The sequence below is a fragment of the Salana multivorans genome (assembly GCF_003751805.1).
GTDB lineage: Bacteria > Actinomycetota > Actinomycetes > Actinomycetales > Beutenbergiaceae > Salana > Salana multivorans.
Genome location: NZ_RKHQ01000001.1, coordinates 1,193,346 through 1,219,367 on the forward strand (window position 1 = coordinate 1,193,346; position 26,022 = coordinate 1,219,367).

Annotated in this window: 23 protein-coding genes; 11 read left to right on the forward strand and 12 right to left on the reverse strand. The window is 74.3% G+C overall.

The features are described from left to right. Positions 1–2: 2 nt before the first annotated feature. Both EDD28_RS05390 and EDD28_RS05395 read right to left on the reverse strand, forming a co-directional pair. Positions 3–467, reverse strand: coding sequence for a molybdenum cofactor biosynthesis protein MoaE (locus EDD28_RS05390; protein ID WP_245967932.1), 465 nt, complete (start codon positions 465–467; stop codon positions 3–5). Beyond that, positions 464–955 carry a MogA/MoaB family molybdenum cofactor biosynthesis protein gene (locus EDD28_RS05395; protein ID WP_123738670.1) on the reverse strand — a complete coding sequence of 164 codons (492 nt, stop codon included), beginning with the start codon at positions 953–955 and terminating at the stop codon, positions 464–466. Before EDD28_RS05395 ends, EDD28_RS05390 begins: the two co-directional genes overlap by 4 nt. Before the next feature lie 138 nt (positions 956–1,093). On the opposite strand from EDD28_RS05395, the gene EDD28_RS18135 reads away from it, so the two are divergent. Then, on the forward strand, positions 1,094–1,312 hold the full coding sequence (locus EDD28_RS18135; protein ID WP_342769924.1) for a hypothetical protein: 219 nt from the start codon (positions 1,094–1,096) through the stop codon (positions 1,310–1,312). A 35-nt stretch (positions 1,313–1,347) separates the two neighbouring features. Here the strand turns inward: EDD28_RS18135 and EDD28_RS05405 are convergent, their stop codons facing one another. Beyond that, the gene (locus EDD28_RS05405) at positions 1,348–3,897 is read right to left on the reverse strand and encodes a helix-turn-helix transcriptional regulator (RefSeq protein ID WP_123738671.1); all 2,550 of its coding nucleotides are present in this window, start codon (positions 3,895–3,897) and stop codon (positions 1,348–1,350) included. Between the two features lie 224 nt (positions 3,898–4,121). On the opposite strand from EDD28_RS05405, the gene EDD28_RS05410 reads away from it, so the two are divergent. The 6 genes from EDD28_RS05410 to EDD28_RS05435 are packed head-to-tail and all read left to right on the forward strand — an operon-like array spanning position 4,122 to position 9,697. Next, a complete protein-coding gene (locus EDD28_RS05410) occupies positions 4,122–5,189 on the forward strand; it encodes an AAA family ATPase (RefSeq protein ID WP_425469964.1) in 1,068 nt (355 codons plus the stop codon). 13 nt (positions 5,190–5,202) lie between these two features. Continuing rightward, a complete protein-coding gene (locus EDD28_RS05415) occupies positions 5,203–6,195 on the forward strand; it encodes a DUF58 domain-containing protein (RefSeq protein WP_245967934.1) in 993 nt (330 codons plus the stop codon). Beyond that, positions 6,182–6,670 carry an adenine nucleotide alpha hydrolase family protein gene (locus EDD28_RS05420; protein ID WP_123738673.1) on the forward strand — a complete coding sequence of 163 codons (489 nt, stop codon included), beginning with the start codon at positions 6,182–6,184 and terminating at the stop codon, positions 6,668–6,670. Before EDD28_RS05415 ends, EDD28_RS05420 begins: the two co-directional genes overlap by 14 nt. Beyond that, complete coding sequence (locus EDD28_RS05425; RefSeq protein WP_123738674.1) at positions 6,664–7,707, forward strand: vWA domain-containing protein; 1,044 nt, start codon at positions 6,664–6,666, stop codon at positions 7,705–7,707. The genes EDD28_RS05420 and EDD28_RS05425 overlap by 7 nt, the downstream gene beginning before the upstream one ends. Beyond that, on the forward strand, positions 7,704–8,726 hold the full coding sequence (locus tag EDD28_RS05430) for a vWA domain-containing protein (protein WP_123738675.1): 1,023 nt from the start codon (positions 7,704–7,706) through the stop codon (positions 8,724–8,726). Before EDD28_RS05425 ends, EDD28_RS05430 begins: the two co-directional genes overlap by 4 nt. Before the next feature lie 5 nt (positions 8,727–8,731). Continuing rightward, entirely contained in the window at positions 8,732–9,697 is a 966-nt protein-coding gene (locus tag EDD28_RS05435) for a hypothetical protein (protein ID WP_148059557.1), read from the forward strand. A gap of 134 nt (positions 9,698–9,831) precedes the next feature. Here the strand turns inward: EDD28_RS05435 and deoC are convergent, their stop codons facing one another. From deoC to EDD28_RS18050, 8 genes are all read right to left on the reverse strand, one after another. Then, the gene (gene deoC / locus EDD28_RS05440) at positions 9,832–10,620 is read right to left on the reverse strand and encodes a deoxyribose-phosphate aldolase (protein WP_123738677.1); all 789 of its coding nucleotides are present in this window, start codon (positions 10,618–10,620) and stop codon (positions 9,832–9,834) included. A gap of 137 nt (positions 10,621–10,757) precedes the next feature. Continuing rightward, complete coding sequence (locus tag EDD28_RS05445; protein ID WP_123738678.1) at positions 10,758–11,933, reverse strand: GTPase family protein; 1,176 nt, start codon at positions 11,931–11,933, stop codon at positions 10,758–10,760. A 57-nt stretch (positions 11,934–11,990) separates the two neighbouring features. Continuing rightward, entirely contained in the window at positions 11,991–12,563 is a 573-nt protein-coding gene (locus tag EDD28_RS05450; protein ID WP_123738679.1) for an HdeD family acid-resistance protein, read from the reverse strand. Positions 12,564–12,628: 65 nt separating this feature from the next. Next, on the reverse strand, positions 12,629–13,504 hold the full coding sequence (locus EDD28_RS05455; RefSeq protein WP_123739955.1) for an aldo/keto reductase: 876 nt from the start codon (positions 13,502–13,504) through the stop codon (positions 12,629–12,631). An 85-nt stretch (positions 13,505–13,589) separates the two neighbouring features. Continuing rightward, a complete protein-coding gene (locus EDD28_RS05460; RefSeq protein WP_123738680.1) occupies positions 13,590–15,968 on the reverse strand; it encodes a transglutaminase-like domain-containing protein in 2,379 nt (792 codons plus the stop codon). A gap of 50 nt (positions 15,969–16,018) precedes the next feature. Then, positions 16,019–17,371 carry a DUF58 domain-containing protein gene (locus tag EDD28_RS05465; RefSeq protein ID WP_123738681.1) on the reverse strand — a complete coding sequence of 451 codons (1,353 nt, stop codon included), beginning with the start codon at positions 17,369–17,371 and terminating at the stop codon, positions 16,019–16,021. A gap of 14 nt (positions 17,372–17,385) precedes the next feature. Continuing rightward, positions 17,386–18,381 carry an AAA family ATPase gene (locus tag EDD28_RS05470; protein WP_123738682.1) on the reverse strand — a complete coding sequence of 332 codons (996 nt, stop codon included), beginning with the start codon at positions 18,379–18,381 and terminating at the stop codon, positions 17,386–17,388. Between the two features lie 106 nt (positions 18,382–18,487). Beyond that, positions 18,488–19,852, reverse strand: a complete 1,365-nt coding sequence (locus tag EDD28_RS18050; RefSeq protein ID WP_123738683.1) for a GNAT family N-acetyltransferase — start codon at positions 19,850–19,852, stop codon at positions 18,488–18,490. A 294-nt stretch (positions 19,853–20,146) separates the two neighbouring features. Between EDD28_RS18050 and EDD28_RS05480 the strand changes: the two genes are divergently transcribed. After that, positions 20,147–20,653: a GNAT family N-acetyltransferase gene (locus tag EDD28_RS05480; protein ID WP_123738684.1), complete on the forward strand. Its 507-nt coding sequence runs from the start codon at positions 20,147–20,149 to the stop codon at positions 20,651–20,653. Positions 20,654–20,734: 81 nt separating this feature from the next. Here the strand turns inward: EDD28_RS05480 and EDD28_RS05485 are convergent, their stop codons facing one another. After that, complete coding sequence (locus EDD28_RS05485) at positions 20,735–21,757, reverse strand: LLM class flavin-dependent oxidoreductase (RefSeq protein WP_123738685.1); 1,023 nt, start codon at positions 21,755–21,757, stop codon at positions 20,735–20,737. A 572-nt stretch (positions 21,758–22,329) separates the two neighbouring features. Here EDD28_RS05485 and EDD28_RS05490 point away from each other — a divergent pair. The 3 genes from EDD28_RS05490 to EDD28_RS05500 all read left to right on the forward strand — a co-directional run bounded on the left by EDD28_RS05490 (position 22,330) and on the right by EDD28_RS05500 (position 25,995). Then, positions 22,330–23,292 carry a hypothetical protein gene (locus tag EDD28_RS05490; protein ID WP_123738686.1) on the forward strand — a complete coding sequence of 321 codons (963 nt, stop codon included), beginning with the start codon at positions 22,330–22,332 and terminating at the stop codon, positions 23,290–23,292. 37 nt (positions 23,293–23,329) lie between these two features. Then, complete coding sequence (locus tag EDD28_RS05495) at positions 23,330–24,166, forward strand: TrmH family RNA methyltransferase (RefSeq protein WP_123738687.1); 837 nt, start codon at positions 23,330–23,332, stop codon at positions 24,164–24,166. A gap of 74 nt (positions 24,167–24,240) precedes the next feature. Continuing rightward, positions 24,241–25,995, forward strand: coding sequence for a class I SAM-dependent methyltransferase (locus EDD28_RS05500; RefSeq protein ID WP_123738688.1), 1,755 nt, complete (start codon positions 24,241–24,243; stop codon positions 25,993–25,995). The last annotated feature ends 27 nt before the right edge of the window (positions 25,996–26,022 follow it).

Below are 26,022 nucleotides of genomic sequence, written 5' to 3' on the forward strand. Positions count from 1 at the left end.
GGTCACAGCCCCACCCAGTGGTGCGTCCCGTCGACCGCGTGCTGCTTCTTCCACACGGGCAGCTCGGCCTTGATCCGCTCGACCAGCTCGCGCGAGACCTCGTAGGCCAGGGCACGGTGCGCCGTCGCGACGCACGCCACGAGCGCCACGTCCCCGACGGACAGCGAGCCGGTCCGGTGCGAGACCGCGACGATCACCGGGCCACCGGCACCCCCGTCCCGCCCGTCGCCGTCGCGTCCGAGCAGGGACTCGACGATGCCGGCGAGCACCGTCTCCGCATCGGGGTGGGCCGAGTACTCGATGCCGGAGACCTCGCCGGCCACGCCCGGGTCGTGGTCGCGGATCCGCCCGACGAACGTGGCGATCGCCCCGCACCGCCGGTCCTCGACGGCGGCGAGGTGCCGGGTGACGGACAGCTCGTCCGGCGTCACCGCGACGATCCGCGCATCCGGGTGCGCCCGCGTCACGGCCACCGGTGGTCGCCCCCGCCGAGCTGGTCGAGCGCGTGCGGCACCAGCGGGAGCAGCACCTCGAGCGACTCCACGGCCGCTCGCGGCGATCCCGGCAGGTTGACCACGAGCGCGCCGCCGGCCACCCCGGCCCGTCCGCGACCGAGCGCCGCGGTCGGCGTCGCGCGCCGGCCCCGCTCGCGCAGCACCTCCGCGACACCCGGCAGCTCGAGGTCCAGCACCGCGGCCGTCGCCTCGGGCGTGCGATCGCGCGGACCGATGCCCGTCCCGCCGAGGGTGAGGACGAGCGCGGCCGCACCGGCGATCGCCTCGCGCAGCTCCGCCCGGATCGCGTCGACGTCGTCGGGGACGACCACGACGGCGACGTCGTCGTACCCGGCCGCCCGGACCGCCAGCTCCGCGGCGGGCCCGCTCGCGTCCGCGCGCACACCGGCGGCGGCACGGTCCGAGACCGTGATAATCACGACGCTGCGGCCGGGGGTCACCGTTCGAGACTAACGGACGGGCCCCGGGCCGCCCCCGGCTGGGACCGGGAAAAACCCGGGACCCCGAGCCGCTCCACGCGCGGACCACCTCGGAGCGACGACCTCGATCCCGTACGATGCCGCCGCCTCCGCCAGGCGGTGGTCGTACGTGACGAGACCACCGAGGCTGTCCCCGAGCTCGACGGCTACCGCGAGGTGCACGGCGTCGAGCGAGCGCAGCTCCGCGGGCTCGAGGCGAGCGGCGTCGTCGTGGGTGGCCGAAGTCACGGTGATGATGGCGAGCGAGTCGAGGACAACGCGGGCATCACGCGCCCGCTCGGGGACCACTCGCCGGACGGCTCGGACGAGCTTCCTTGATCTCACGACGCGGGAGGCGCGGTCGGCGCGAGAGGTCAGCCGACCAGGCCCATCCGGCGGGCCACCGCGAGCGCCTCGCCGCTCGTGCGGGCGCGCAGCTTGCGGTAGAGGTTGGCCCGGTGGAACTTCACCGTGTTGACGGACACGAACAGCAGCGCGGCGATCTGGGCGTTGCTCAGCCCCCCGTCGATGTGCTGCAGGAGCGAGGCCTCGCGCTCGGACAGCTCGACGGCCTCGGTCACCGGCCCCGCCGCCCCCGCGAACTGCCGCGCCTGCGCCAGCCGGGCGACCTCGTGCGCCGGCAGGACGCGAGCTGCGACGGTGAGGAGCTGGTCCACCTGGCGCGGCGAGGCGCACAGCAGCCCGAGCGGTGCGAACCCCGGGCCGACCTGGTCCGACCGGAGCTTCGCCGCCGCGACGAGCGCCTGGGCCGCGACGTCCTCGCGCCCGGCCCCGACCGCGTGCGCCGCCCGGACGAGCAGCAGGTGGTCGGCCAGCCGCGGCGAGGCCGGGTCACGCCGCTCAGCGACGCGGTGGCAGGACCGCGCGTAGGCGATCGACGCCGGACCCGCGGCGTCCCGGACACCCCCGATGGCACCCTCGACGAACGCGTCGACCACGGCGCCGACGGGCCGCTGGTCGTCGCCGTCACCGTGCCGCCGCCGCCACGCGGCGCTGCGCAGGAGCGAGGACAGCCGCAGGATCTCCGGCCGGTCGCCGGTGGCGCAGGCCGCGTACCCGTGGAGCAGCACGAGCACGGGCCACCGCTCGGGCTGGCCGACCGCGTCCATGCCCTCCGTCGTGTGCCCGAGCGCGGCCGGCACGTCGCCCTGGTCGAGCGCGACGAGGGCCTTGGTCCACGCCCGCATCACCCAGTCGAGCTGGCGCGCCCGCGTGACGGCGACCGCGTCCATGGCGTCGCCGGCGAACGGGTCGTAGGGCAGCCCCGCGAGCACGTCGAGGGCCATCCGCGCGCGGAGCAGGTCGACGCGGCGCGAGCCGACCGGGTCCGCGGCGGCCGCCGCCTCGTCGTCGAGCGAGGCGAGCAGGCGCACGACGACGTCGCGGGCGCCGTCGAACTGGTCGAGCTGGATGAGGGCCTGCACCACGACGAGCCCCTGCGAGACCAGCGACGGGCTTGCGGGCAGGGGGACGGGGCTGGTCCGGAGCAGGTCGTACCACTGGGCGCACGCCGTCTCGGCCGTGCCGAGGTCGCCGCACTCCAGCGCGGCGAACGCGATCTGGGTCAGCTCCGCCGCGAGACCGCTCCCGCCGACACCGTCGACCCCGCCGGGCACCGCCTCGCGGGTCGCGTCGCTCGACGCGGCGCCCTCGTCTCCCGCGGCACCAGCCACCCCAGCGACGACGCGCAGCGCCGCCGAGAGCCGCGCCCGCACGCCGAGCTCGAGCACGCGGTCGTCGGCCTCGCTGGCCGCACCGCCGCGCCGGGCGAGCACCGTCGCCAGCGAGACGAGCGCCGAGTACGGGGCGAGGCGCTCGCGCGGCTGCATCAGCAGCGGTCGCCACAGCTCGAGGTCGTCGCTGACCACCATCTCCCAGAACCAGTCGCCGGCGATCGCCTCGGCCTCGGCGAACCGCCGCAGCCCGACCAGGACGGTGACCGCGAGCGCCACGTCGTGCTCGGCCAGGGCCGCCTCGAGCAGCCGCTCGCGGCGCACGACGTCGTCGCTCGGGTCGTCGATCTCCCGCACCCGGTCGTCGAAGTGCCGCCCCACCTCGAACCGCCAGCGGTACGCGGAGGTGCCGGGCCGGCGCCCGGGCTCGACGTCGAGCACGCCGGTGGCGACGAGCCGCGTCACCGCCGCCGCGACGTCGTCGTTGCCGGTGACGCGCCGCGCGAGGCCGAGACCGAACCGCGGCGCCGGGCTCAGCAGCCGCAGCGCCTCCTGGAGCGGCGAGGTGCCCTGGTCCTCGTCGACGAGCGAGCGGGCGCCCCAGTGCTGGGCCGCGTCGACGGCGGTGACGTCCCCGGCGAGGACGCGCGCCGGGACGGTCTCCAGCAGCGCGAGCGTGACGCCCGGGTGCCCGTCGGTCGCGCGGTGGAGGGCGTCGACGGCGCGGGAGTCGATCTCGGGCAGCAGCGCGCGGGCGAGCCGGTCGGTCTCGCCCGGCCCGAACCAGACGTCGGCGTCCGTCACCAGCTCGACGGGCAGCCCGGCGGCGTGCGCGGCCTCGACGAGCGGCGTGCCGTCGATCGTCGCGAACAGCACGCGCAGGTCCGGCCGCTCCTCCTGGACCGCCTGGACGCCGGCGACGACCGCGGCCGGCTCGGCGTGGACCAGCCCGTCGAACGCGATCGCCGTGACCCACGGGTAGGCGTCCAGCTCCGCGAGGAGCCGGACGATGAGCTCGTCGTAGTCGGCCGGCTCGCCCTGGTCGACGACGTCGGGCCCGACGGGATGGCCCTGGCGACGCGCGGCCGCCTGCGCCGACCACACCGTCCGCGAGAGGAAGTCGGCGCGCGTGTGGACCAGCGAGCGTCCCTCCACCAGGACCCGCCCCGGTGCATGCTCCGCCCACTGGCGCAGTGCCGTCAGCTTGCCGCTCTTCGGCAGTGCCTCCATCACCACCAGCGGTGATGGCGCATCAAGCCGAGCGAGCAGTGCCGTCCGTTCGATCGTGTACACGTGTCCCACCCCTGCAATGAGGGCCCCCGGCGCACGCCCCCCTGGCGTAGCCTTCCCGCATTGTCCTCCCACTGTGACGCACGCCATGCCCGGGCACAAATGGGGAGTGGCAGAATGACACGGTTCACGACCGCACACGGAGGCTGAGCACCCACCAGGGGGTGGCTCCCCGGCCTTCCAGCGGACCGAGACCGATCGGGGATCACTTGTCCGTCCAGCCTTCGGGTCACCTCGCACCGCCCACGAGTCCCATCTCCTACGACGACGGCGAGCGCGCCCGCGAGCTGCTGGCCCGCCTCGACGCGGTGCTCGACCAGCGCATCGTCGGCCAGCGCGGTCTGCGCACCGCGCTCGTCACGTCGCTGCTCGCCGGCGGCCACGTGCTGCTCGAGTCGGTGCCGGGACTCGCCAAGACCCTGAGCGCGCAGACGCTCGCCGCCGGCGTCGGCGGGACGTTCCACCGCATCCAGTGCACGCCGGACCTCATGCCGAACGACATCATCGGCACGCAGATCTACAACTACGCGACCGGTGAGTTCTCGACGCAGCTCGGCCCGGTGCACGCCAACCTCGTGCTGCTGGACGAGATCAACCGCTCCTCGGCCAAGACCCAGTCGGCCATGCTCGAGGCGATGCAGGAGAAGCAGACCTCCATCGGCGGCGAGGTGTACCCGCTGCCCAAGCCGTTCATGGTGCTCGCCACGCAGAACCCGATCGAGGAGGAGGGCACCTACGTCCTCCCCGAGGCGCAGATGGACCGCTTCCTCATGAAGGAGGTGCTCACCTACCCGGCCCCCGAGGAGGAGGTGGACATCCTCGACATGATGGCGTCGGGCGCGTTCAACACGCCGATCCAGGCGCAGCCCATCACGCTGGAGGACACGATCTTCCTGCAGCGGCTCGTCGACAAGGTCTACGTCGACAACGTCATCCGCCAGTACATCGTCGCGCTCATCAACACGACGCGCGGCGGCGGCCCGCGGCCGCTGCCCGGGTTCGCCCAGCACGTGCGCGTCGGCGCCTCCCCGCGTGGCTCGATCGCCCTCATGCGCGTCGCGCAGGCGCTCGCGCTCCAGGCCGGGCGCGCCTACGTCGTGCCCGACGACATCAAGCAGCTGCGCCACCCGGTGCTGCGCCACCGCATCGTGCGCACCTACGACGCCCTGGCGAACAACGTGCCGCCGGAGGCGCTCATCGACGCCGTGTTCGCCGCCGTCCCGAGCCCGTGAGCCAGCCGGACCAGTGACGTCAACCGTTCCGGCCATCCCAGCGCCCGGGTCGCTCCCCGCGTCGGGCGGCTCCGGCGCGCCCGGGCTCGACACGGGCATGCCGCCGCGCACCCGAACCGGCCAGGCCCACTCGCGCCTCGCCGCCGTGCGCGCGCGGCTCGAGCTGCCGGTCGTGCGGCGCGCCTCCGGCCTGCTCGACGGCCGCCACCGCTCGATCTTCTCCGGCCACGGCCAGGACTTCGACGAGATGGCGCAGTACCTCGTCGGCGACGACATCGGGGACATCGACTGGAAGGCGTCGGCCAGCACCGGCGTCCCGATCATCCGGCGGTTCGAGCGCGAGTCGAACCTCGCGATGGTGCTCGCCGTCGACACCGGCCGCTCGATGGCGGCGCTCGCCCCCAGCGGTGAGGTCAAGGGGGCGATCGCGCAGTTCGCCTGCGACGTCATCGGCTACCTCGCCCGCGGACGGGGCGACCTGCTCGCGCTCGTCGCCGGCGACGCCGAGCGCACCGTGCAGATCCCGGCCCGGGGCGGGACCGAGCACATGGAGATGCTGCTCCAGCGCATCAACGGCATGCTCGCCCTCGACGGTCCGCCGTCCAACGTGACCCACGTGCTCGACCGCGTCCTCACCTGGTTCACCCGGCGCTCGCTCGTCGTCGTCGTGACGGACGAGGTGCGCCCGCCGCTGGAGTCCGAGCAGACGATCAAGCGGCTGCGCACCCGGCACGAGCTCATGGTGATCCAGGTCGCCGACGCGCTGCCGACCGACTTCGGCAGCCAGCCGGTCGAGGACGTCGAGTCCCCGCTCGGGCTGCCGGAGTTCTTCCGCGCGCGCCGGGACATGGCGGCCGAGGCGCGCGACGCCGTCGCCCGCCGGCGCAGCGACGTCGCCGCGATGCTGCGCCGCTACAACGTGCCGACCGTGACGGTCGGCAGCGAGGCCGAGGTGGTCGACGGTCTCGCCGACCTGCTCGCGAGGAGCCGCCGTGCCCGTCACTGACGTCTCCGGATACGGCGCGATCCTCGCGCTGCCCGCACCGGCCCAGCCGCCCGTCCAGTACTCCTGGTGGGTCTGGGCGCTCGGCATCGCGCTGCTCGTCCTCATCGCCGCCTGGTACTTCTGGGTGTTCCGCTCCACGCGGCCCAAGGTCCCGGACGACGACCCGTCGAGCTACGACGGCGTCCGCGCCGAGCACCTCGCGCTCGTCGACGAGGCCTACCAGCGCTTCGTGAGCGGCGAGGCCGACCTGCGCGAGCTGCACCTCGACCTCAACCACGCGATCCGCAGCTTCGCGACGGCGCGCACGGGCATCGACACCTCGTCGCTCACGGTCGCCGAGTTCACCCGGATCGAGCACGGCTCGGCGCTCGCCACCGTCCTCGGGGAGTACTCCGAGCCCGCGTTCGCCGCCGTGTCCGACGCCCAGGCCGCCGCCGCCTGCACCGAGGCGCGGGAGGTGATCGGCACGTGGTGACCGAGTCGCTGCTCCTTCGCCCGTGGACGATCGTCATCGCGGTCGTGCTGCTCGCCGTCGCCGTCGTCCTCGGCTACGCGACGCGCCGCGGACCGCGGACGCCGTCGGACGTGCGCTGGGTCGCGAACTCCTCCTACCTCACGGAGCTGCCGTCGTTCCGGGCGCGGATGGTCCAGTACCGGGCCGGGCTGGCGGCGCTCGTGCTCGTCGCGCTCACGGGCGGCGTGGCCGCCGGCGTGCTGCTGGCGCGGCCGGTCGACCGCTCGACGGAGAACTCCGAGCTGGCCACGCGGGACATCGTGCTGTGCCTCGACGTCTCGGGCTCGATGATCGGGTACGACGTGGAGATCGTCGACCGGTTCCTCCAGCTCGTCGACTCCTTCGACGGCGAGCGGATCGCCCTCGCGATCTGGAACCAGACGACGCGCACGGTCTTCCCGCTCACCGACGACTACACGCTCGTCAAGGAGGAGCTGACGGCGGCGCGCGACGCGCTCGACTTCGACGTCGACTCGCTCGACAACGGCTCCTACGACCCGGGCAAGCTCGACCGGCTGCTCAAGTTCATCACCGGCACCGAGGGCGGCAGCGACACGTCGACGTCGCTCATCGGCGACGGGCTCGTCTCGTGCGGCCTGCTGTTCGACGAGGCCGACACCGAGCGCTCGCGCTCGATCATCCTGGCGGGGGACAACGAGCTCATCGGCACGCCGATCTTCACGCTGACGGAGGCGGCCGACTTCGTCACCGAGCGCCAGATCGGCCTCGTCGGCATCTACTCCGGCGCCTCGACCGCGACGAGCAGCCAGGAGAAGAAGGAGTTCCGCGAGGTCGTGACGACGCACGACGGGCTCTACTTCGAGGCCAACGACCCGGCCGCCGTCGACGCGATCATCGACCGCATCCAGTCGCAGCAGGCCGTCGACCTCGACGCGACGCCCGAGGTCGTCATCACGGACCGGCCCGCGGCGGCACTGGCGGTGCTCGCGTGCGCGTTCGCCGTCCTCCTGCTCGTGGCGTGGAGGTTGAAGGAATGAGCCTGCACCCGATCTGGCCGCTGTGGGCCGTCCTCCTCGTGGCCCTGCCGCTCGTGCTGGTCTGCCTCGTCATGCTCCTGCGGCGCAAGGACCGGCAGATCGCCTGGCTGCGCCGTCTCGGCATCGCGCTGGCCGTCGGCGTCATCGCCATCGGGCCCTCGACGATGCACACGACCGCCTCGACCGTGCAGTCCAACGCGGAGATCTTCTTCGTCGTCGACCGGACCGGGTCGATGGCGGCGGAGGACTACGACGGAACGTCGCCGCGCCTGGACGGCGTCCGGCACGACCTCGACGCGATCGTCGACGCGTTCCCCGGCGCGCGGTACTCGATCATCGCCTGGGACTCCCAGGCGACCCGGCAGCTCCCGCTGACGACCGACGCGCGGGCCGTGAAGTCCTGGGCGGACACCGTGCGCCAGGAGCTCACGTCGTTCTCCACGGGCTCCCAGGTCGACCGCCCGCTCGGCGCGCTCTCGGAGGCGCTGGCCGGCGCGGCCGAGCGCAACCCGTCGAACGTGCGCCTGGTCTACTTCCTGTCCGACGGCGAGAACACCGACGGCGAGCAGTCCTCGTCCTCGGCCCAGCTCGAGTCGTTCGCCCCGCTGGCCCCGCTCGTCGACGGCGGCGCCGTGCTCGGGTACGGGACGACCGAGGGCGGCCGGATGAAGGTGTGGGACGGGTTCACGCCCACCGCCGATGCGCCCTACATCACCGATCCGACCAACGGCGGGGCCGAGGCCGTGTCGCGGATCGACGAGGAGACGCTGCGCACGATCGCCGAGCAGCTCGGCGTCGAGTACGTGCACCGGATCACCCCGGACACGGTCGAGGGCTTCACCTCGGGCATCGACGTCCAGGAGATCTCGGCGGACGGACGCCGCGAGCACGTCATCTACCAGCCGGTCGTGTGGCCGTTCGCGACCCTCGCGCTCGTGCTGCTCGTGTGGGAGTCGTTCGCGATCGCGCGGACGTTCCCCGTCTCGCGCAACCGGCTCGGCGCCGTGGAGGTCCGATGAGCACCATGACCCAGCTCCCCCCGGGGCGCGACGGGGCCGGCGGGCGCGAGTTCTTCGCGTCGATCGAGGCCGCGCGCGAGGCCAAGGCGATCGCGGACGCGCGCGCCCGGCGCAGCCGGCTGCTGCGCTGGTCCGCTCCGGTCGTGGCGATCCTCGCCCTCGCGGCCGTGTTCCTCTTCGCGATCTGCATCGTCGTGCTGGTCGGCGAGCGGTCCTACGCCGCGCAGTCGTACACGAGCGCGGCCGGCCAGTTCGGCGTCGTCCGCTCCGTCAACGCGGTCGAGACCTGGAAGCCGCACTACAACGTCGGGACGGCCGAGTACTCCTCCGGCCGGTTCTTCGCGGCGACGCAGGATCTCGGGGTCGCGCTCACGCTCGTGCCGAAGGCGCCCGAGGGCGAGCCCCCGGGCCGGGACGAGTGCCTGGTCCGGATCAACCTCTCGCTGTCCTACGAGGGCCTGGGCGACGAGGCCGCGCGCGCGACGGACGCCGCCATGGCGATCTCGTACTACCAGCAGGCGCTGGACACCGTCGCCGGCTGCGGCTCGGGCGGCGGTGGCGGCGGCTCCGAGCAGGAGCAGGAGGCCGCCGACCAGGCCGAGGAGCGCCAGGAGGAGAAGCAGTCCGAGCAGCAGCAGGAGCAGCAGGGCGGCGAGGGCGACTCCGACGGTCAGGGCGGCCAGGAGCCGGACGAGGGCGAGCAGGGCGGCGAGGGCGACCAGCAGGACGGCGACACCGGTGAGGACGAGGGCGACAACGGCGGCCAGCAGGGCGAGGAGCCCACGCCGACGCCCACCGACGGTGACGGCGACCAGCAGGGCGGCGAGGGCGAGGACGGCGAGCCGTCCGAGACGTCGACCACGTCCGAGCAGCAGCAGGAGCTCGAGCAGCGCAACCAGGACGCCCAGGAGCAGCGCGAGCGGGAGCAGCAGGAAGAGGGCGGCGGAGGCGGCGGCCAGCAGGGCTGGTAGGCGTCCTGGCGCCGGCCACCGCACCCCGCCTCAGTCCGGTGTGGGTGCTGGCCGCGGCTCGGTAGGGACGTGGCTCGGTTGGGTCCGGGGGCTGTGACCGGTGCGCGGTCGCCCGGGTGTCAGGACCCGTCGCGTCAGTAGGCGGAGGTGCTGGGAGCGCTCTCGTCGGTGTCCTCGATCTCCAGGACTCGGAGGATGTCGTCGAGGAGGCCCGAGGCGCCGAAGCGGAAGGTCGTCGGGGAGACCCAGCCCTCGCCCATCGTGTCCTCGGCCAGCTCGATGTAGGTGCGCGCGTCGGCGACCGTGCGGATCCCGCCGGAGGCCTTGAACCCGACCGGCTCGACCGCGTCGCCCAGCGAGGCGAGCACGCCGAGGATGGCGGCCGCCGCCTCGGGCGTCGCGGAGACCGGCGTCTTGCCGGTCGAGGTCTTGACGAACTGGGCGCCGTGCGCGACGGCGAGCTCCGCGGCGTCGCGGATGACGTCGGCGTCGACGAGCTCGCCCGACTCGATGATGACCTTGACGTCGTTGTCGTCGGCGGCGTCCCGGACCGCGTCGAGCACGGCGGCCGCCGCCTCCCGGTCGCCGGCGAGCAACGCGCGGTACGGCAGGACGACGTCGATCTCGTCGGCGCCGTCCGCGATCGCCTGCTCCGTCATCGCCACGACCTCCCCGACCGGCTCGTCGCCGCTCGGGAAGTTGACGACGGTGGCCACCCGGACCGGCGACTGCGCCAGCACCTCGGCGACGGGGCGCACGAACCGCGGCCACACGCAGACGGCCGCCGTCCCGTGCCGGGCCGCCCGCTCCGCGAGCGCGAGGTTGGCCTCGAGCGTCGTGGACTCGCCGAGGTCGGTGAGGTCGAGGCAGGCGAGCGCCAGCTCGGCGATCTCGCGGTCGGTGCGGTGGGCTGCGTCAGTCATGGTCCCGAGGCTACTCGGTGCGCCTCGCGCGCGAGGCGCACCTGTGAACGCCGGTGAAGATCGCCCGGGGCTCTGCCTCGCCGCCCCGGGTCGCTCTCGGGGCCAGCGGCGGGAGCGGGCGCGTGGGGCGGGGCGCGTCAGCGCTCGCCCAGGTCTCGCTCCAGCTCCTTGCGGCCCTTCGCGTCGAGCTTGACCCACCGGCCGAACTGCTCGAGGAACACCGAGCGCACGCGGGCGTCGTCGAGGGCGCCGGTCACGGTGTCGAGCTGGCCCGCCGCGGCGCGCTGGCACACCACGACCCAGGCTTGGCCCATCGCGTAGGTGAACGTCGACGCGACGCCCGCGCCGATCAGGCCGCCGACCACCGAGCCGGCGCCCGGCACCATCTTGATCAGTCCCGTGAAGGCGGCGCGCCCGCCCTGGGTCGCCGCGGTCGTCGCCAGCGTCGAGAGGATGGCGGCGCGGTCGAAGGAGATCTGGTAGATCTGCCCGATCCTCGCCATCATCCCGAGCTGGATCGGGACGAGCAGCGTCGCGTCGGCGAACGGGATGGGGATGGCCGCCGCCGCAGCGGCAGCGGTCACCGCCGAGGCGATCGTCGTTCGCGCCGACCGAGCCTTGGCACCCGAATCGATGGCCTGCGCCGCGACGAGCGCCGCGAAAGCTCCCTGCGGAACGACCCGAAAGGTGGCATCGAGGAGGTCGTGCAGGCCGTGCGTGCCCTGACCCGTGAAGGGGTCCGGCTGCGCGAACGTGAAGAAGACGCGGTTGTCGACGATCGGCAGCCCGCGCGCCAGCACCTGGTCCGCGAGCGCGAGGGCGTCCGGGTGGTACTGGCCGTCGCGCATCGGGACCTGCGTGAACACCATGACCACCGGCAGCCCGAGGGCCGCGAGGCGGCGGATGAAGTCCGCCTCGGAGTCCTCGAACCGCCGGTCCATGCCGCGGACGCAGTACCAGGCGACGTGGAGCTGCTCCGACAGCGGCTGCTTGCGGGTCTGCTTGAGCACCGTGTCGAGCTCGGTGATGAGCTCCTTGGTGTCCTTGCCGACCTCGAGCCCCTGCGTGTCGAGGATGCCGAGGTGGCCGCCGACCCGGTCGAGGTAGAGCCGCGACCCCTTGGTCACCGGCTCACCGATGCCGGTCGCGGCGACGTCCTCCCCGAAGATCGCGTTGAGGAGCGTCGACTTGCCTACGCCTGTCTTGCCGAAGATCGCGAGGTTGAACCGCCCGATCTCGAGGTCCTGCTTGTGGTACTCCTCGCGGAACGACCGCCGGAACACCTCCTCGTTGAACGCGGCTCCCAGCCCCATCCGCAGCTCCTCGCGATCCAGGTCAGACGGTCCGGACGGTGACGCGCTCGACGCCGGTCAGGCGCCGAGCCCCCGGCCGAAGGAGAACGCGCGGCCGATCTGGATCGCGCCGAGCACCACGAGCGAGATCCCGACGAACCACCAGAGCACGACGGCGCTGAACAGCGGCGAGAACATGAGCGTGATGCCGGCGAGGACGCTGACGATCGCGTAGAACACGGTCCAGCCCTTGCTCTGCGAGCGGCCGAGCGTCGCCAGGGCAGCGATGCCCTCGACCAGCCAGGCGGCGCCGATGAAGATCGTCACGATGACGGCGAGACCGGCGGTGACCGCCCTCAGGTTGCCGAACGCGACGATGCCGGCGACGACGAACACGAGCCCGGCCACGATGTGACCGATCCGCGACCAGCCCGTCTTGCCGCTGCCGAAGACGCCGACGGCGGCGTAGACGATGCCGAGCACGATCGCGTAGACCGCGAGCAGGGCGGTGACGACGACGGCCGTCTTGCCCGGCCAGATCAGCACGAGGATGCCGACGATGAGCGTGATGAGCCCCGCGAGACCGAAAGCGATCCGGAACGCGCCGGTGACGCCGTCGTTGAGATCCTTGGGGGTGGTGACTTCGGTCATGGGGTCCTCCCGGGTCCGGGGCGCGGGTCGTGCCCTCGTTCGGCAGCCTAGTCGCCGCGATGCGCTCAGGAGCGGAACTGCGTGAACGACGCCGTGGCGGGGTCGGCGGTGAGGACCGTCCCGTCCTCCAGTCCGTCGATCGCGGCGAGCTGGTCGGGGGTCAGCTCGAACGAGAACACGTCGAGGTTGGCTCGCATCCGCTCCGGCGTCACCGTCTTGGGGATGACGACGTGCCCGCGCTGCAGGTGCCAGCGCAGCACCACCTGCCCCGGGCCGACGCCGAGGCCGTCCGCGATCTCCGTGACGACCGGCAGGGCGAGGTCGCGCCCCTGCCCGAGCGGGGAGTACGCCTCGACCACGACGCCGTGCCGCCGGCAGGCCGCGACCACGTCGGGCTGCTGGAGCGTCGGGTGCAGCTCGATCTGGTCGACGGCTGGGACGACGTCCGTCTCCGCCACGAGCCGGTCGAGGTGCTCGGGAAGGAAGTTCGAGACGCCGATCGCGCGCACGGCTCCCTCGGCGAGCAGCTTCTCGAACGCGCGCCACGTCTCGACGTACCGGTCCTCGCTCGGGACGGGCCAGTGGATGAGGTAGAGGTCAACGACGTCGACGCCGAGCGCGCGACGGGAGTCCTCGAAGGCGCGCAGGGCGTTCTCGAACCCCTGGTCGCCGTTGCGGAGCTTGGTCGTCACGAAGAGGTCGTCCCGCGGGACGCCGCTGGCCCGCAGGCCCGCGCCGACCTCGCGCTCGTTGTAGTAGCCGGCGGCCGTGTCGATGTGGCGGTAGCCGGTCTCGATGGCTCGCTCGACGACGCCCTGGGCCTCGTCCGGCTCGATCTGCCACGTGCCGAAGCCGAGCTGCGGGATGCGGACGGGGTGAGCGGCGTCGGCGACGCCGTGGGTGAGGTCGATCGTGGGGACGGTCGGGTTCGCGCTGGTCATGTCGTCCACGCTAACCCCGACCTCCGACACGGACGGCGGGGCTGGGGACGGAGGGCCGGCGCGGTCGGCCGCCGGCGCTCGGCCGTCAGTCGTCCGCGTCCGCCTGGCCCGCCCGCCCCGGCTCGCGACGTCGCGCGCCGAAGGACCGCGGCAGGAGCGAGCGGGGGAACCACCTGGCCCGTCCGCGTCGCGGGTGGGAGCTGGCGAGCGCGGCGTGGACCGCCCCGACGGCCGCCACCTGCCGCTCGGCGCTCTCCCGCGCGGCGCTCCGCGCACCGCCCCGACCGACGGTGGCCGACGGGTCGACCCCGTCGGCGTACCAGGAGCGCTCGGCCCCGCGGACGAGCACGGTGAGCGACGAGCGGACCCGCTCGTCCAGCCGGACGGCCTGGCTCAGGTCGTGGGCACCGCGCCGGAGGCTCGCGCCCTCGGCGAGCGGCACGCCGTGGTCGACGGCGAGCGCCTCGACCTCCTCCCAGGCCGCCCCCGCGTCCGCGTCGCGCACGCGGGCCAGCCGGCGGCGACGGCGACGCGCCCGCTCCGCGCTGGGCCCGACACCGACGACGGACCCGCCGACGAGCGCGCCGGCGACCAGCCACCACCACCGGTCGGCCGAGCCCGTGCTCGCACCCGGGGCCGCGCCGGAGGACGCGCTCGGCGACGGCTGCGGGTCGTCGATCTCGACCTTGACCGGCGACGAGGAGGGCGCCGGGGCCGCCGTCGAGGTCGCGCCGCTGGTCGGCTCGGGCTCGACCGCCGGCACCGTGTACCCCTGGATCCGCCGGTGCGACCCGTCGGGCGGCGTCGGGTCGAACCGCACCCAGCCGGCCTCCTCGAACCGGATCTCCACCCAGGCGTGCGCGTCGTGCGTCGTGATCGTCGTGATCCCGCCGGACGTCGAGCCCGGCCCGTAGCCGACCACGACGCGCGCTGGCAGCCCGACGGCGCGTGCGAGCACCGCCATGGTCGAGGCGTACTGCTCGCAGTAGCCGGTGCGCACCTCGAGGAAGTCCAGCAGCGGGTCGCCGGTGCTGCCGTCCGGGACGGTGAGGGAGTAGGTGAACCCGTTCTCCCGGTCGAGGAAGAACTGCTGCAGCGCCTGCGCCCGGGCGAACGGCGTCTCGGCACCGGCGACGAGCTCCTGCGCGAGCTCCGCGACACCGCTCGGGAGGGCGGCGATGGCGGTCTCCTCCGACGACGGGTTGACGGTGTCACCCGCAAGCTCGTCGGTCGTCGGCCGGGACTGGTCGACCCCGAGCAGGTAGTGACCGGGGTCGCGCGCCCGCTCGGTGTGCCACACCTCGAGATCGGCGTCGTAGGCCCACACGCCGGCCGGGTCGAGCAGGCGCACGGTGCCGTCGGGCACCGGCAGGTACCAGCCCGCGTACCCGACCGAGTCCACGTAGACGACCGACGTGTACCCGGCGTCGGACGGATCCGTGCTGCCCAGCGTCCCGCCCTCCCAGCCGGCGCCAGGGACGTACTCCGTCAGCACCGCGCCCCGCAGGTAGTCCGGCTGCCAGGTCTCCGGACCCTCGCCGGGCGTCAGCTCGAGGATCGGGACCGGCTCGTCGCGCAGCAGCTCGCCCGTCAGACCGGTCATCGGGGCGGAGCCGATCCGGCCGGTCGAGACCTCCGGCCGGGTCAGCAGGCCGCCGGTGGAGACGTCCGGCGCCACGCGGGGGGCGAGCCCGCCGGCACCGAGCGCGGCGGCGCCCACCACGACGCCGGCCAGCAGCGTCGTCGCACCGGCGCGGGCGGCGGTCGCTCCCCCGGCCGCGCGCGGCAGGGGGACCGTGAGCAGGAGGACCAGGAGGTAGGCGGCGGCCGGCGCGAGGATCGCGGAGCGCGGCAGGGCCGACTCGGCGATCGTCATCGTCGTCACGACGACCGCGAGGATCGGCGCCCCGGCGAGCGCCGGGAGCGTCCGGACGCACGCGTCGACCGCGATGCCGACGAGGCCGAACGCCAGGCCGAGCAGCACGAGCAGGGACGGCGTGGCGGCCACCGGCGGGACGGCGACGGAGATCGTCGGGAACGTGTCGAGCGCCTGACCGATCAGCTCGGTCGGGGCGGAGCCGGTCGCGCCGGAGACGGCGAGCGGGAGGGCGACGAGCTGGGCGAGGGCGGTCAGCCACCACCAGACGCGCGCGAGGCTGCCCAGCAGACCGATCAGCAGCACGACGGACACGGGGACGAGGACGGGCCGCCACCAGGCGCCGTCGAGGACGAGGTCCTCGAGGCCGCCGGCTCCCGCGAGGACGGCGGCGGCACCGGCGACCTGGGCGAGCATCCGGCGCCAGAGCCCGACCGCACCGGTCGAGCCCGTCGGACCCGTCGTGGCCCGCCTGCCCGCCGAGCCCGCCAGCCCCGTCGGGCCGCCGGTCGGCGCCCCGGGCCGGCGACCGCCGGCACGCGCGCCCGCCCGTCGCGCGTCCACCCGTCGCGCGCGGTCGACGCTCACTCCGCCGCCCGGCCGCCCGGGCGCCGTCCGCCGCCGCGTCGCCGGCGCGCTCACGAGCCACCCCCGCGGACGGCCGCGTCCCAGGCGTGCGTCACGGCCGGCACGAGCCCGTCGAGGGTCGGCGGGGCCGCGACGTGCACGACGCGCCACCCCGCGGGCAGTCCCGCCGCGGCGCCGGGGCCGGACTCACCGCTGCCGGACCCGCCGCGGCCCGAGTCACGGCGGGACGTCGCGTCCGCCCGCCGCACGGAGGTGACGTCGTCAACCACGCGGAACGCCAGGCCCGTCACCCCGGGCGCGAGCCGGTGCAGCCACGCGGCGTCGGCGTCGGTCGCCGCGCCGCCGAGCACCGCGACGACGAGCTCCGGCCGACCGGTGACCTCGGGCGTGAACGCCCGGGCGTCGATCTGCTCGGCGCCCACCATGGCCAGAGCGACGAGCAGCCGCTCGGGGTCCTCCTCGCCGTCGATCAGCACGTGACCCGCGGCGTCGGAGACCGTGAGCGGCAGCCCCGCCCGGCGGATCCGCGCCCCGACGGACGCCGCGAGCGACACCGCCGTCTCCAGGCCGGGGCCCGAGTAGGCGCCCGGCCGGTCGTCGAGCAGGAGCGCCACCGAGCGCGCTGCCCCCGTCTCGCGCAGCCGCACGACGAGGTCGCCGTCCAGCCGCGCCGACGCGCGCCAGTGGATCGTCCGGATGTCGTCGCCCGGGACGTAGGGACGCACGACGACGTCCGGCTCCCCGCTCCCGTCCGCCAGCCGTCCGGAGCGACCGCGGGCGAGGCCCGGGGGCAGCCCCTCGAGCTCGACGACCGGCGGCAGGACGAGCACGGGCGCGGGGGCGACCGGTGCGTGCTCCTCGACCCACAGGCCGAACGGGTCGGTGAACCGGACGAGGGGGCCGGCGACGTTGGCGAGCCCCCGGCGCCGCGCCCGGAAGGCCAGCTCGACGGTCACGGGCCGGTCACGGCGCGGCGTCGCCTCGAGCCGGTCGCGCCCCAGGACCTCGACCGGGGAGTCGGGCGAGCGGCCGACCGGGCCGTCGACGACGATCTGGGCCGTCGCCGCCGGCAGACCGGACTCGCGGCGCAGCGTGAGGACGAGGTCGCCCGTGTCGCCGACGTCGAGGGCGTGCGGCCGCGCCAGCAGCTCGCCGCCGAGCCGGGTCCGGCGTCCGCTCACCCACAGCGCAGCGAGCAGCGGGACCGTCAGGCACACGCCCGCGACGACGAGCAGCTCCAGCTCCTGAGCGACGAGGGCCGCGACGGCCGCGAGCGCGCCCACCCCGAGCAGGGACCAGCCGCGCGGCGTGAGCCGCCGACGGACGGTCCCGACCACCGGACGGCGCGCGTCCACCGTCGGGCGCGCGTCGGTCGCGCCGCTGACGAGGACGGTTCCGGCCACGGCGGTGTCGATCGTCAGGGCCGCGCCGCCCGCGGCACGGGCAGACGGCCGACGAGGCCGGTGAGGAGCTGGCCGGCGTCGAGGTGCGCGCCGGGCGAGAGCAGCAGGCGGTGGGAGAGGACGGGGACCGCCATGCCGCTGACGTCGTCCGGGACGACGAAGTCGCGTCCGGCGAGCGCCGCGGTGGCCTTGGCCGCGCGGACGAGGTGCAGGCCGGCCCGCGGCGAGGCGCCGAGGCGGACGCCAGGCAGCGCCCGCGTGGCGCGAACGAGGGCGAGCAGGTACTCGCGCACCTGCGGCGCGACGTAGACCTCGGTGACGGTGTCGACCAGGCGGAGCAGCGTCGTCGAGTCGGTCACGGGCTCCATCGCCTCGAGCGGGTCGACCCGGTCGCGGTCGACCAGCATGTCCAGCTCGTCGGCCGCGCTCGGGTAGCCGATGGTCGTCATGGCGAGGAACCGGTCGCGCTGCGCCTCGGGCAGCGGGTAGGTGCCCTCCAGCTCGACGGGGTTCTGCGTCGCGAGCACGAGGAACGGGCGCGCGAGCGGGTAGGTCGCCCCGTCGACGCTGACCTGACGCTCCTCCATCGCCTCGAGCAGCGCCGACTGCGTCTTGGGCGAGGCGCGGTTGATCTCGTCGGCGACGAGCAGGTTCGAGAAGACGGGACCGGGCCGGAACTCGAACGTCGAGGAGGCCCGGTCGAAGATGCTGACGCCCGTGACGTCGCTCGGCATGAGGTCGGGCGTGAACTGGATGCGGGCGACGCTGGCGTCGATGGCGCGGGCGAGAGCCTTGGCGAGGTTCGTCTTGCCCGTGCCGGGCACGTCCTCGACGAGGAGGTGGCCCTCCGCCAGGAGGCAGACGACGGCGAGCCGCACGACGTCCGGCTTGCCGACCAGCACCTCGCCGACCGCCTGCTGGAGCTGGGCGCCGACGCGGTGGACGTCGTCGATCGTCGCCGGTGGTCCGCTCGTGCGAGCGGGAGCGGGACGGGTCGCCATCGAGTCCATGCCCCAGTCTCTCAAACGACCGGGGTCCCGGCGCCCGGCCTCCGGGCGGCGACCGACGGGGCCGACGGGGGCCGTCGTGGGTGACGGCCCCGTCGCCCCGCGGCGGTCAGTACCAGTACGAGAGCAGCGGCGGACGGACGGCGGCGAACGCCGCATCGAACCGCGCGGCCGTCGCGTCGTCGGTCTCGATCCGGCCGGCGGCCAGCAGGGTGCGCGAGCTGACACCGCCGAGGTACAGCGAGCTCAGCTCCGAGATGCCCAGCCGCACGACGCCCTCACCCGGCGTCGCGGTGGCGTCGACCGGCGTCACGACGCCGTTCCCGTCGTCGTCGATCTCGAGACGGAACGTCCCGCCGGCGATCCCGAGGGGGTCGACGACGTCGAGCACGAACGCGCCGGACGTCCGGTAGCCGCGCGCGGCGAGCGCGTGCGGGACGTCGAGGATGCGCAGCCAGTGGTGGTCGGACTCGGTGACCCTGAGCGCCCGCTGGTCCTCGACCATCCACCGCAGCGGCTCGTCGGTCGAGAGCTCGCCGGCGTTGACGGTGCCGACCAGGTCGTGCGTGAGGGCGTAGTGCCACAGGGCGGCGTAGGCGTCCGTCGTCTCCGCGAGGAGCAGGTCGACGTCCATCGTGCTCGAGCGGTAGTCCTCCATGTTCTCGGACATCCGGTACGTGATGACGCCGCGCGTGACGCCGGCGGCGTCGGTGTAGCGGACACCGCGGAGCTTGAGGTCGGGCTTGGCGGGGTTGAGGCCGGAGAAGCCGACGAAGAAGGCCTCCTCGGGCTCGAACTCGCCGGGCCGGGTGACGCGGATGCGGCCGAACAGCTCGCGCAGGTCGGACTGGACGGCCTCGCGCTCGACGGGGTCGAGGCGGCCGCGGCCGTCGCGCACGGGCTGCGGCCCGACCCAGCCGGCGCGGCGCGCGTCGATCCGCCAGCGCGTCGCCCCGGCGGCCGGGCCGAAGCCGTAGCGACCGTAGATCGTCGCCTCGGAGACGGTGAGGCCGGCGATCGGGAGGCCGGCGTCGCGCGCGGCGCGCAGCTCGCCGCCGAGAAGGGCGCGGGCGATGCCGCGGCGACGGTGGGTCGAGGAGACCGTGACCGCGCTGATGCCCCAGGAGGGGATGGTGCGGCCGTCGTCGACCGTCAGCTCGGCGGCCCAGCTCTGGACCGTGGCGACGGGCTGCTCGGGCAGCGCGCCGGCGGGGTCCGTGACCCCGACCACCCGGCTGCCGACCGCCCGCGTCCGCCACGACTCGATCTGCTCCGGGGTCGACCGCTCGCCGAGGAAGCCGCGGTTGACGGCCTCGCTCCAGCGCGCGAACGACTCGCCGCCCTCCTCGGAGGGATCGACGGTGACGTAGCCGAGGCCGCGCTCGGCGAGCGCCGCGCGGGAGGTCTCGTCGAGCGGGACGGCGGCGGAGTCGAACGTGGCGAGGTCGGAGGTGCTCACGATGGGCGTGCTCATCCCGCCACGCTAACCGCGGCCGCCGGCCGGACGCCACGCAATTCCGGAGGCCTCCGGGGTGGTGCCGATCCGGTGGCGGACACGGGTGGCGCCGTGGCCACCCCTGGACCGGGTCGCGGTCGCCGGCCGGCGCAGCGGTGGACACGGGTGGCGCCGTGGCCACCCGTGGACCGGGTCGCGGTCGCCGTCCGGTGCAGCGGTGGACCCGGGCGCCGGGGGGCGGTCGCTGCGGCTCGGTCGCCGAGCGCGCGGACCGCACTGTCGGTGCCGGGGCGACGCCGCTACCGTCGGCCCATGGTCGAGACGGAGCGGTTGAGACTGCGGGGATGGCGACCCGCCGACGCGGTCGTCCACCGCGAGCTGTGGACCGAGCGCGATCCTCGGGTCCCGCCGCCCCGGCGGATCAGCGCCGACGGGCACCCGAGCATCGAGGAGCTGGAGGCCTGGATCCGCGGCGCGCCGCGCGAGGAGGAGCCGCGCCTCCTCGTCGTCGAGCTGCGCGAGAGCGGCGAGATGATCGGCTACTGCGGGCTGGTCCACAACCCGGCCGTGCCCGAGGGCGAGCCGGAGCTGGCGTACGAGCTGCTGCGTCGGCACTGGGGCCGCGGGTATGCGACGGAGGCGGCCCGCGCGATCGTCGAGCGGGCCCGCGCCGCGGGGTACCCGCGCCTGTGGGCGAGCGTCCGGGACTGGAACACGGCCTCCCGTGGCGTGCTCGCGAAGCTCGGCTTCGCCGAGAGCGGGCGCGTCGAGCCCGACGCCGTGCACGGCGACTCGATCTTCACGACGCTGGCGCTCTGACGCGCCGGCTCCTCCGACATCGGGGTGACCTCGCGGGCGGGGACCCGGAAGCCCGCCCCGATGTCGGAGTGAGCGCGAGCGTCAGCGCCAGCCGAGCGCCGGCGCCACGTGGGTGAGGATCGACTCGACCACGTGCGCGTTGTAGTCCACCCCGAGCTGGTTGGGGACAGTGAGCAGGAGCGTGTCCGCGGCGGCGATCGCCTCGTCCTCGCGCAGCTGCTCGATCAGCCGGTCCGGCTCGGCGGCGTAGGAGCGGCCGAACACGCCGCGGAACCCGTCGATGGCACCGAACGAGTCGTCCTCGGGACGACCGTGCCCGAAGTAGGCGCGGTCGGCGTCGCTCACCAGCGCGAAGATCGACCGCGACACCGAGACGCGCGGCTCCCAGTCGTGGCCGGCCTCGCGCCAGGCGGCGCGGAAGTGCTCGATCTGCTCGGCCTGCTGGACGTGGAACGGCTTGCCGGACTCGTCCTCCTTGAGCGTCGAGCTCATGAGGTTCATCCCGAGCTTCGCCGCCCACTCGCCGGTCGCGTTCGACGCCGACCCCCACCAGATGCGCCGGCGCAGGCCCGGCGACTGCGGCTGGATGCCCAGCGGCCCCGGGTGCGGGTTCGGGAACATCGGGTTGGGGTTGGGCTCGGCGAACCGCGCCCCGTCGATCACCTGGAGGTAGACCTCGGTGTTGGCGCGCGCGACGTCGGCCATCGTCTGACCCTCGGGCGCTCCGTAGCCGAAGTAGCGCCAGCCGTCGACGACCTGCTCGGGTGACCCCCGCGAGATGCCGAGCTGCAGCCGGCCGCCGGAGATGAGGTCCGCGGCGCCGGAGTCCTCCGCCATGTAGAGCGGGTTCTCGTAGCGCATGTCGATGACGCCGGTGCCGATCTCGATCCGGTCCGTCCGTGCCCCGATGGCGGCCAGCAGCGGGAATGGCGAGCCGAGCTGGTTGGCGTAGTGGTGGACGCGGAAGTATGCGCCGTCGCCGCCCAGCTCCTCGACGGCCTCGGCCAGCTCGATGGACTGGTGCAGCACGTCGGCGGCGCTGCGGGTCTTGCTGTGCGGGCTCGGGGACCAGTGTCCGAACGAGAGGAATCCGATGTTCTTCATGCCGGGTGAAACATGCAGATGCATGGATCCATTCCCGGCTAGGCATCGACGGATCCGGACTAGATCAAAGCGGTCAACTTGCTGATTTCGTCGAAGCCTGATTGAGTAAATTCGAAGGTTCTCGCGCCTGATAGAGAGACACAGACCGAATCAAGGAGGATTCGCGTGACGCAACGCAGGATGCCCCGGTTAAGGAAGACGTTGGCCGCTGGGGTCGCGACCCTGGCGCTCTTGGCAGGGGGAGGGGTCGCCGGAGCAGCGATTGCCCCACCACCCGGGTTGACGCCGATGGCATCGGGCTGTGGTGAGTCCTACACACTCCGCGGCGACGGGCTGGCTACCGCCTCCTGGTACAACTGCTCCTCGACGAGCACCCGCGTGAAGCCCCGGTGGCAGAACGCCAACGGCTACTTCTGGGGCGCGTGCCAGACGGTGACGCCGTACGGCACAGCGTGGTGGCAGACATACTGGGCTTCCGTCGCGTACTGGAGTTCCTGCTGATCACCACATCATCGGAATCGTGTACGCAAACCGCGGCCCATCGTCGCTTGGCACTCGGGCTGGGTTGCGTGTTGACGCTCGGACTCGTCGGCTGCTCGGCCGGAGGCCCGGCACCGATCCCGGACGACCTGCCGCTGGAGCGCGAGCTCGCCGAGATCCGGGCGCTGACGCAGGGCGACGCCGACGCGACGGACGGCACCGAGAGCCGAGTGCAGGACGTGATCGCGGGCTGCATGAAGCAGCAGGGGTTCGACTACACCCCCGCGGTCCCTCCGGACGCCGTCGGCGGGACGAGCGGACCCGGCGACGCGGGCGACGCGATGGTCAGGGCCCAGGAGACGCTGAGCCCCGAGGAGTTCGCGCGCCAGTACGGCTACGGCATCACGACGTCGTCGGCGACACAGGACGACGCAAACGACGACGCGAGCAACGACGCATGGGTGGACCCGAACGCCGCCAGGGTCGAGGCGATGAGCGAGGAGGAGCGCGACGCCTACTGGCACGCGCTCAACGGGTGGCCGGAGGGCGACCAGGGCCCCGGCGAGAATCTGGAGGGCTGCGACGCGCGGGCCCGCCAGCAGGTCGAGACCCAGAACGCCGCCCTGGAGGCGGTATACGCGGACCCGACGTACGCCGAGCTCACGGCCGCGATGGTCGGCGTCCTGACCCTGGACCCGGACGATTCCCGACTCGCGACCGTCACCGGTGAGTGGAGCCAGTGCATGGCGGACTCCGGGTTCCCCGACCTCGCCAGCACCGAGGAGGCCCAGGGCTCGATCACCGAGCTGGCCTACGAGGACACCGACGGGCTCTGGAGCCCCCGGGATCTGAGCCCGGACGAGCTCGGTGCGATCCGAGAACTCGAGATCGCGACCGCGACGGCCGACCACCTGTGCCAGGAGGAGGTCGGCTACCGGGAGGAGTACCGGCGAGCCCTGGCGGACGACCAGCAGCAGTTCCTCGACGCCTACCGGGAGGACATCGACGCCTTCAAGGACGCCGTCATGCTCGCTCTCGCCGACGACGCACCCTGACCCCGCACCAGCGACGGCCCGCGGATACCGTGTCCCCATGCCCCGCACGCTCCATGTCACCCGGCCGAACGCGCAGTTCCAGCAGTGGGAGGCCCTCCTGCGCAACCGGACCAAGCGGCTGCGCGCGGGCGAGCTGGTCGTCCAGGGCGTCCGGCCGATCACGCTCGCGCTGGAGCACGGCTGGCGCGTGCGCGCCGTCCTCTACGACGACGAGCGGCCGCTGTCGCGCTGGGCCGAGGATCTGCTCGAGCGGGCGCGCGGGCTGCGCGTCGCGATGGCGCCCGACCTGCTGCGCCAGCTCAGCGACAAGGACGAGGACGTCCCCGAGCTGATCGCGGTCGTCGCGATGCCCGAGGACGACCTGGCCCGGATCCCGGTCGGCCCGTCCTTCCTCGGGGCGGTCTTCGACCGGCCGACGCAGCCGGGCAACGTCGGCACGATGGTCCGCTCGCTCGACGCGTTCGGCGGCTCCGGCCTCGTCGTGACGGGCCACGGCGCCGATCCCTACGACCCCAAGACCGTCCGCGCCTCGACCGGCTCGCTGTTCGCCGTGCCGGTCGTCCGCGCCCCCTCGCACCGGGAGGTGCTCGCCTGGGTGACACGGCTGCGCGCGGCCGGCCACCCGATCACCGTCGTCGGGACCGACGAGCACGGCACCGCGACGATCGACGACGTCGACCTGACAGGTCCGACGCTCCTCGTCATCGGCAACGAGACCGCGGGGCTGAGCTCGGGCTGGCGCGAGGCCTGCGACGTCATGGCCCGCATCCCGATCGGCGGCGCGGCGAGCTCGCTCAACGCCGCGAGCGCCGCGACCGTGACCCTCTACGAGGCCGCCCGGCAGCGCTCCCGGACCAGCACGACCACCCCGTGAGCCCAACCTCTTATTGAGAACCGTTATCATCAACCCGTCGACCCTCGCACCGAGGGTCGAGGGACGGGGTCGACGTGACGGGTTTCGAGCTGACGGCGGAGTTCCACGAGCTGGGGATGGCGGAACCGTGGTCGCGACTGCTGCCGCGGCTGCGCGAGCTCGCCGACCGGACGGCGGACGGCGCGCCGCGGTGCGTGCTGGAGATCGGCGCCGGCTCGGGGATGGGCACGGTCGGGCTGGCCGGCCTGTGGCCCGGCGCCGAGCTGGTCGCCGTCGAGCCCGACGCCACGATGCGCGCGATGCTCCTGGGCCGCCTGGCCGCGGACGCCGGGCTGCGCGGACGGACCACCGTCCTGAGCCTGCCGGTGGCGCCCGGCACCACCCACACCCTGCGCGAACGGATCACCGCCGCGGCTCCGTCGGGCGCCGACCTCGTCGTCCTCGCCCACATGGCCGGGCTGCTCGAGCCGATCGAGCTGCGCGCGCTCATGGAGGTGACGGCCGGGACCCTCGCGCCCGGCGGCGTCGCCGTCGTCACCTTCTCCACGCCGCACGGCGGGGACGTCGACGCGGAGCCGGCCGACGCCGTGGTCCGGCACGTCGAGGAGGTCGCGGTGGGACACCACCGCGTGCGCGGCGTCTACGAGCGCACGCCCGCGGGGTTCCGGGTCGGCTACGAGCAGCTCGACGGCGCCGGGACGCCGCTGCGGTCGGTGGTGAGGAGCGGTCCGGCTCGCGAGCCGGCCGGGGAGGAGGAGCTGGTCGCGGCCGCGGCGGCCGCCGGCCTCGTTCCCAGCGACCTCGGCTGGCCGGGCGCGCTCGTGCTGCGGCGCGAGGACGCGCCGGTGGACGGGGTGACCGAGGACCGCGGGAGCGTCGCGCCCGACCTCACGTCGTGGCTGCCGGACTGGGACGACGTCGCCCGCGCGCACACCGAGCGCCTGCGGGCGCTCGACCCGGCGCTCGGCGCCGTCGCCGCCCCCGGCGGCGACGAACGGCTCGACGTGCTGCGCGTCCAGGACGACGACGGCCCCGTGTGGGGGGTCCTGCGGCGGTCGGTCACGGCGCCGGGCGACCCGGTGAGCCTCTGGGGGCCGGCGACGCGGGAGATCCTCCAGCTCCGCTCGGCGCACCGGCCGAGCTCCGTCGCGTTCGCCGGCCTGCTCGACCGCTGGCTGCTCCGACTGCGCGCCGAGGGCGAGGCGGGAACGGGCGACCGCGGCGCGATCGTCCGCGTGCCCGACGCCGAGCGCGCGCTGACCCTGCCGCTGCTGGAGGCGGGGTTCACACCGCAGACCACGACGGCGATCCGGGCGGTCCGCCCGGAGGAGGCGTCCGGTCCCGACCCGGCCGAGCCCGGGCTGCGCGCGCCGCTGCCGTCGGACCGCGAGCGGCTGCTCGACCTGGCGGAGGAGATGGTCGCGAGCGACGTCGCGGCCGGCTCGGCGTGGCCGCGGCCCGACGCGCGCACGCTCGTGGCGCACTACGTCGACGAGCTGCTCGCCCGCCCCGACGGGTGGGGGTACGTGGCGGCCGACGAGTCCGGGGTCGTCGGGGCGATCTCGCTCGCCCCGCCGCGGGAGAGCGCGTGGGCGGCGCCGAGCACGTCGCTCGCGCCCGTCGTCTATCTCGGGATGACGGTGGTGGCCGAGGGCGTGCGCCGGCGAGGCATCGGACGACGACTCGTCGACGCGGCCCATCGCCGGGCGGCCGCCGAGGGCGCGAGCGCCGTCCTGCTCGACCACGCGACGCTCAGTCCGCTGTCGGCGCCGTTCTGGCACCGACGCGGGTACCGGCCGCTCTGGACGACCTGGGTGCGCCGGCTCTGACCCGGCGTCGAGGGGGACACGGCCGGG

Excerpts from the sequence above, each read along its gene's own strand:
- EDD28_RS05405 (WP_123738671.1), bottom strand. The coding sequence starts at position 3,897 with ATGGAGGCACTGCCGAAGAGCGGCAAGCTGACGGCACTGCGCCAGTGG.
- EDD28_RS05430 (WP_123738675.1), top strand. The coding sequence starts at position 7,704 with ATGAGCCTGCACCCGATCTGGCCGCTGTGGGCCGTCCTCCTCGTGGCC.
- EDD28_RS05435 (WP_148059557.1), top strand. The coding sequence starts at position 8,732 with ATGACCCAGCTCCCCCCGGGGCGCGACGGGGCCGGCGGGCGCGAGTTC.
- deoC (WP_123738677.1), bottom strand. The coding sequence starts at position 10,620 with ATGACTGACGCAGCCCACCGCACCGACCGCGAGATCGCCGAGCTGGCG.
- EDD28_RS05445 (WP_123738678.1), bottom strand. The coding sequence starts at position 11,933 with ATGGGGCTGGGAGCCGCGTTCAACGAGGAGGTGTTCCGGCGGTCGTTC.
- EDD28_RS05450 (WP_123738679.1), bottom strand. The coding sequence starts at position 12,563 with ATGACCGAAGTCACCACCCCCAAGGATCTCAACGACGGCGTCACCGGC.
- EDD28_RS05455 (WP_123739955.1), bottom strand. The coding sequence starts at position 13,504 with ATGACCAGCGCGAACCCGACCGTCCCCACGATCGACCTCACCCACGGC.
- EDD28_RS05470 (WP_123738682.1), bottom strand. The coding sequence starts at position 18,381 with ATGGACTCGATGGCGACCCGTCCCGCTCCCGCTCGCACGAGCGGACCA.
- EDD28_RS18050 (WP_123738683.1), bottom strand. The coding sequence starts at position 19,852 with ATGAGCACGCCCATCGTGAGCACCTCCGACCTCGCCACGTTCGACTCC.
- EDD28_RS05480 (WP_123738684.1), top strand. The coding sequence starts at position 20,147 with ATGGTCGAGACGGAGCGGTTGAGACTGCGGGGATGGCGACCCGCCGAC.
- EDD28_RS05485 (WP_123738685.1), bottom strand. The coding sequence starts at position 21,757 with ATGAAGAACATCGGATTCCTCTCGTTCGGACACTGGTCCCCGAGCCCG.
- EDD28_RS05495 (WP_123738687.1), top strand. The coding sequence starts at position 23,330 with ATGCCCCGCACGCTCCATGTCACCCGGCCGAACGCGCAGTTCCAGCAG.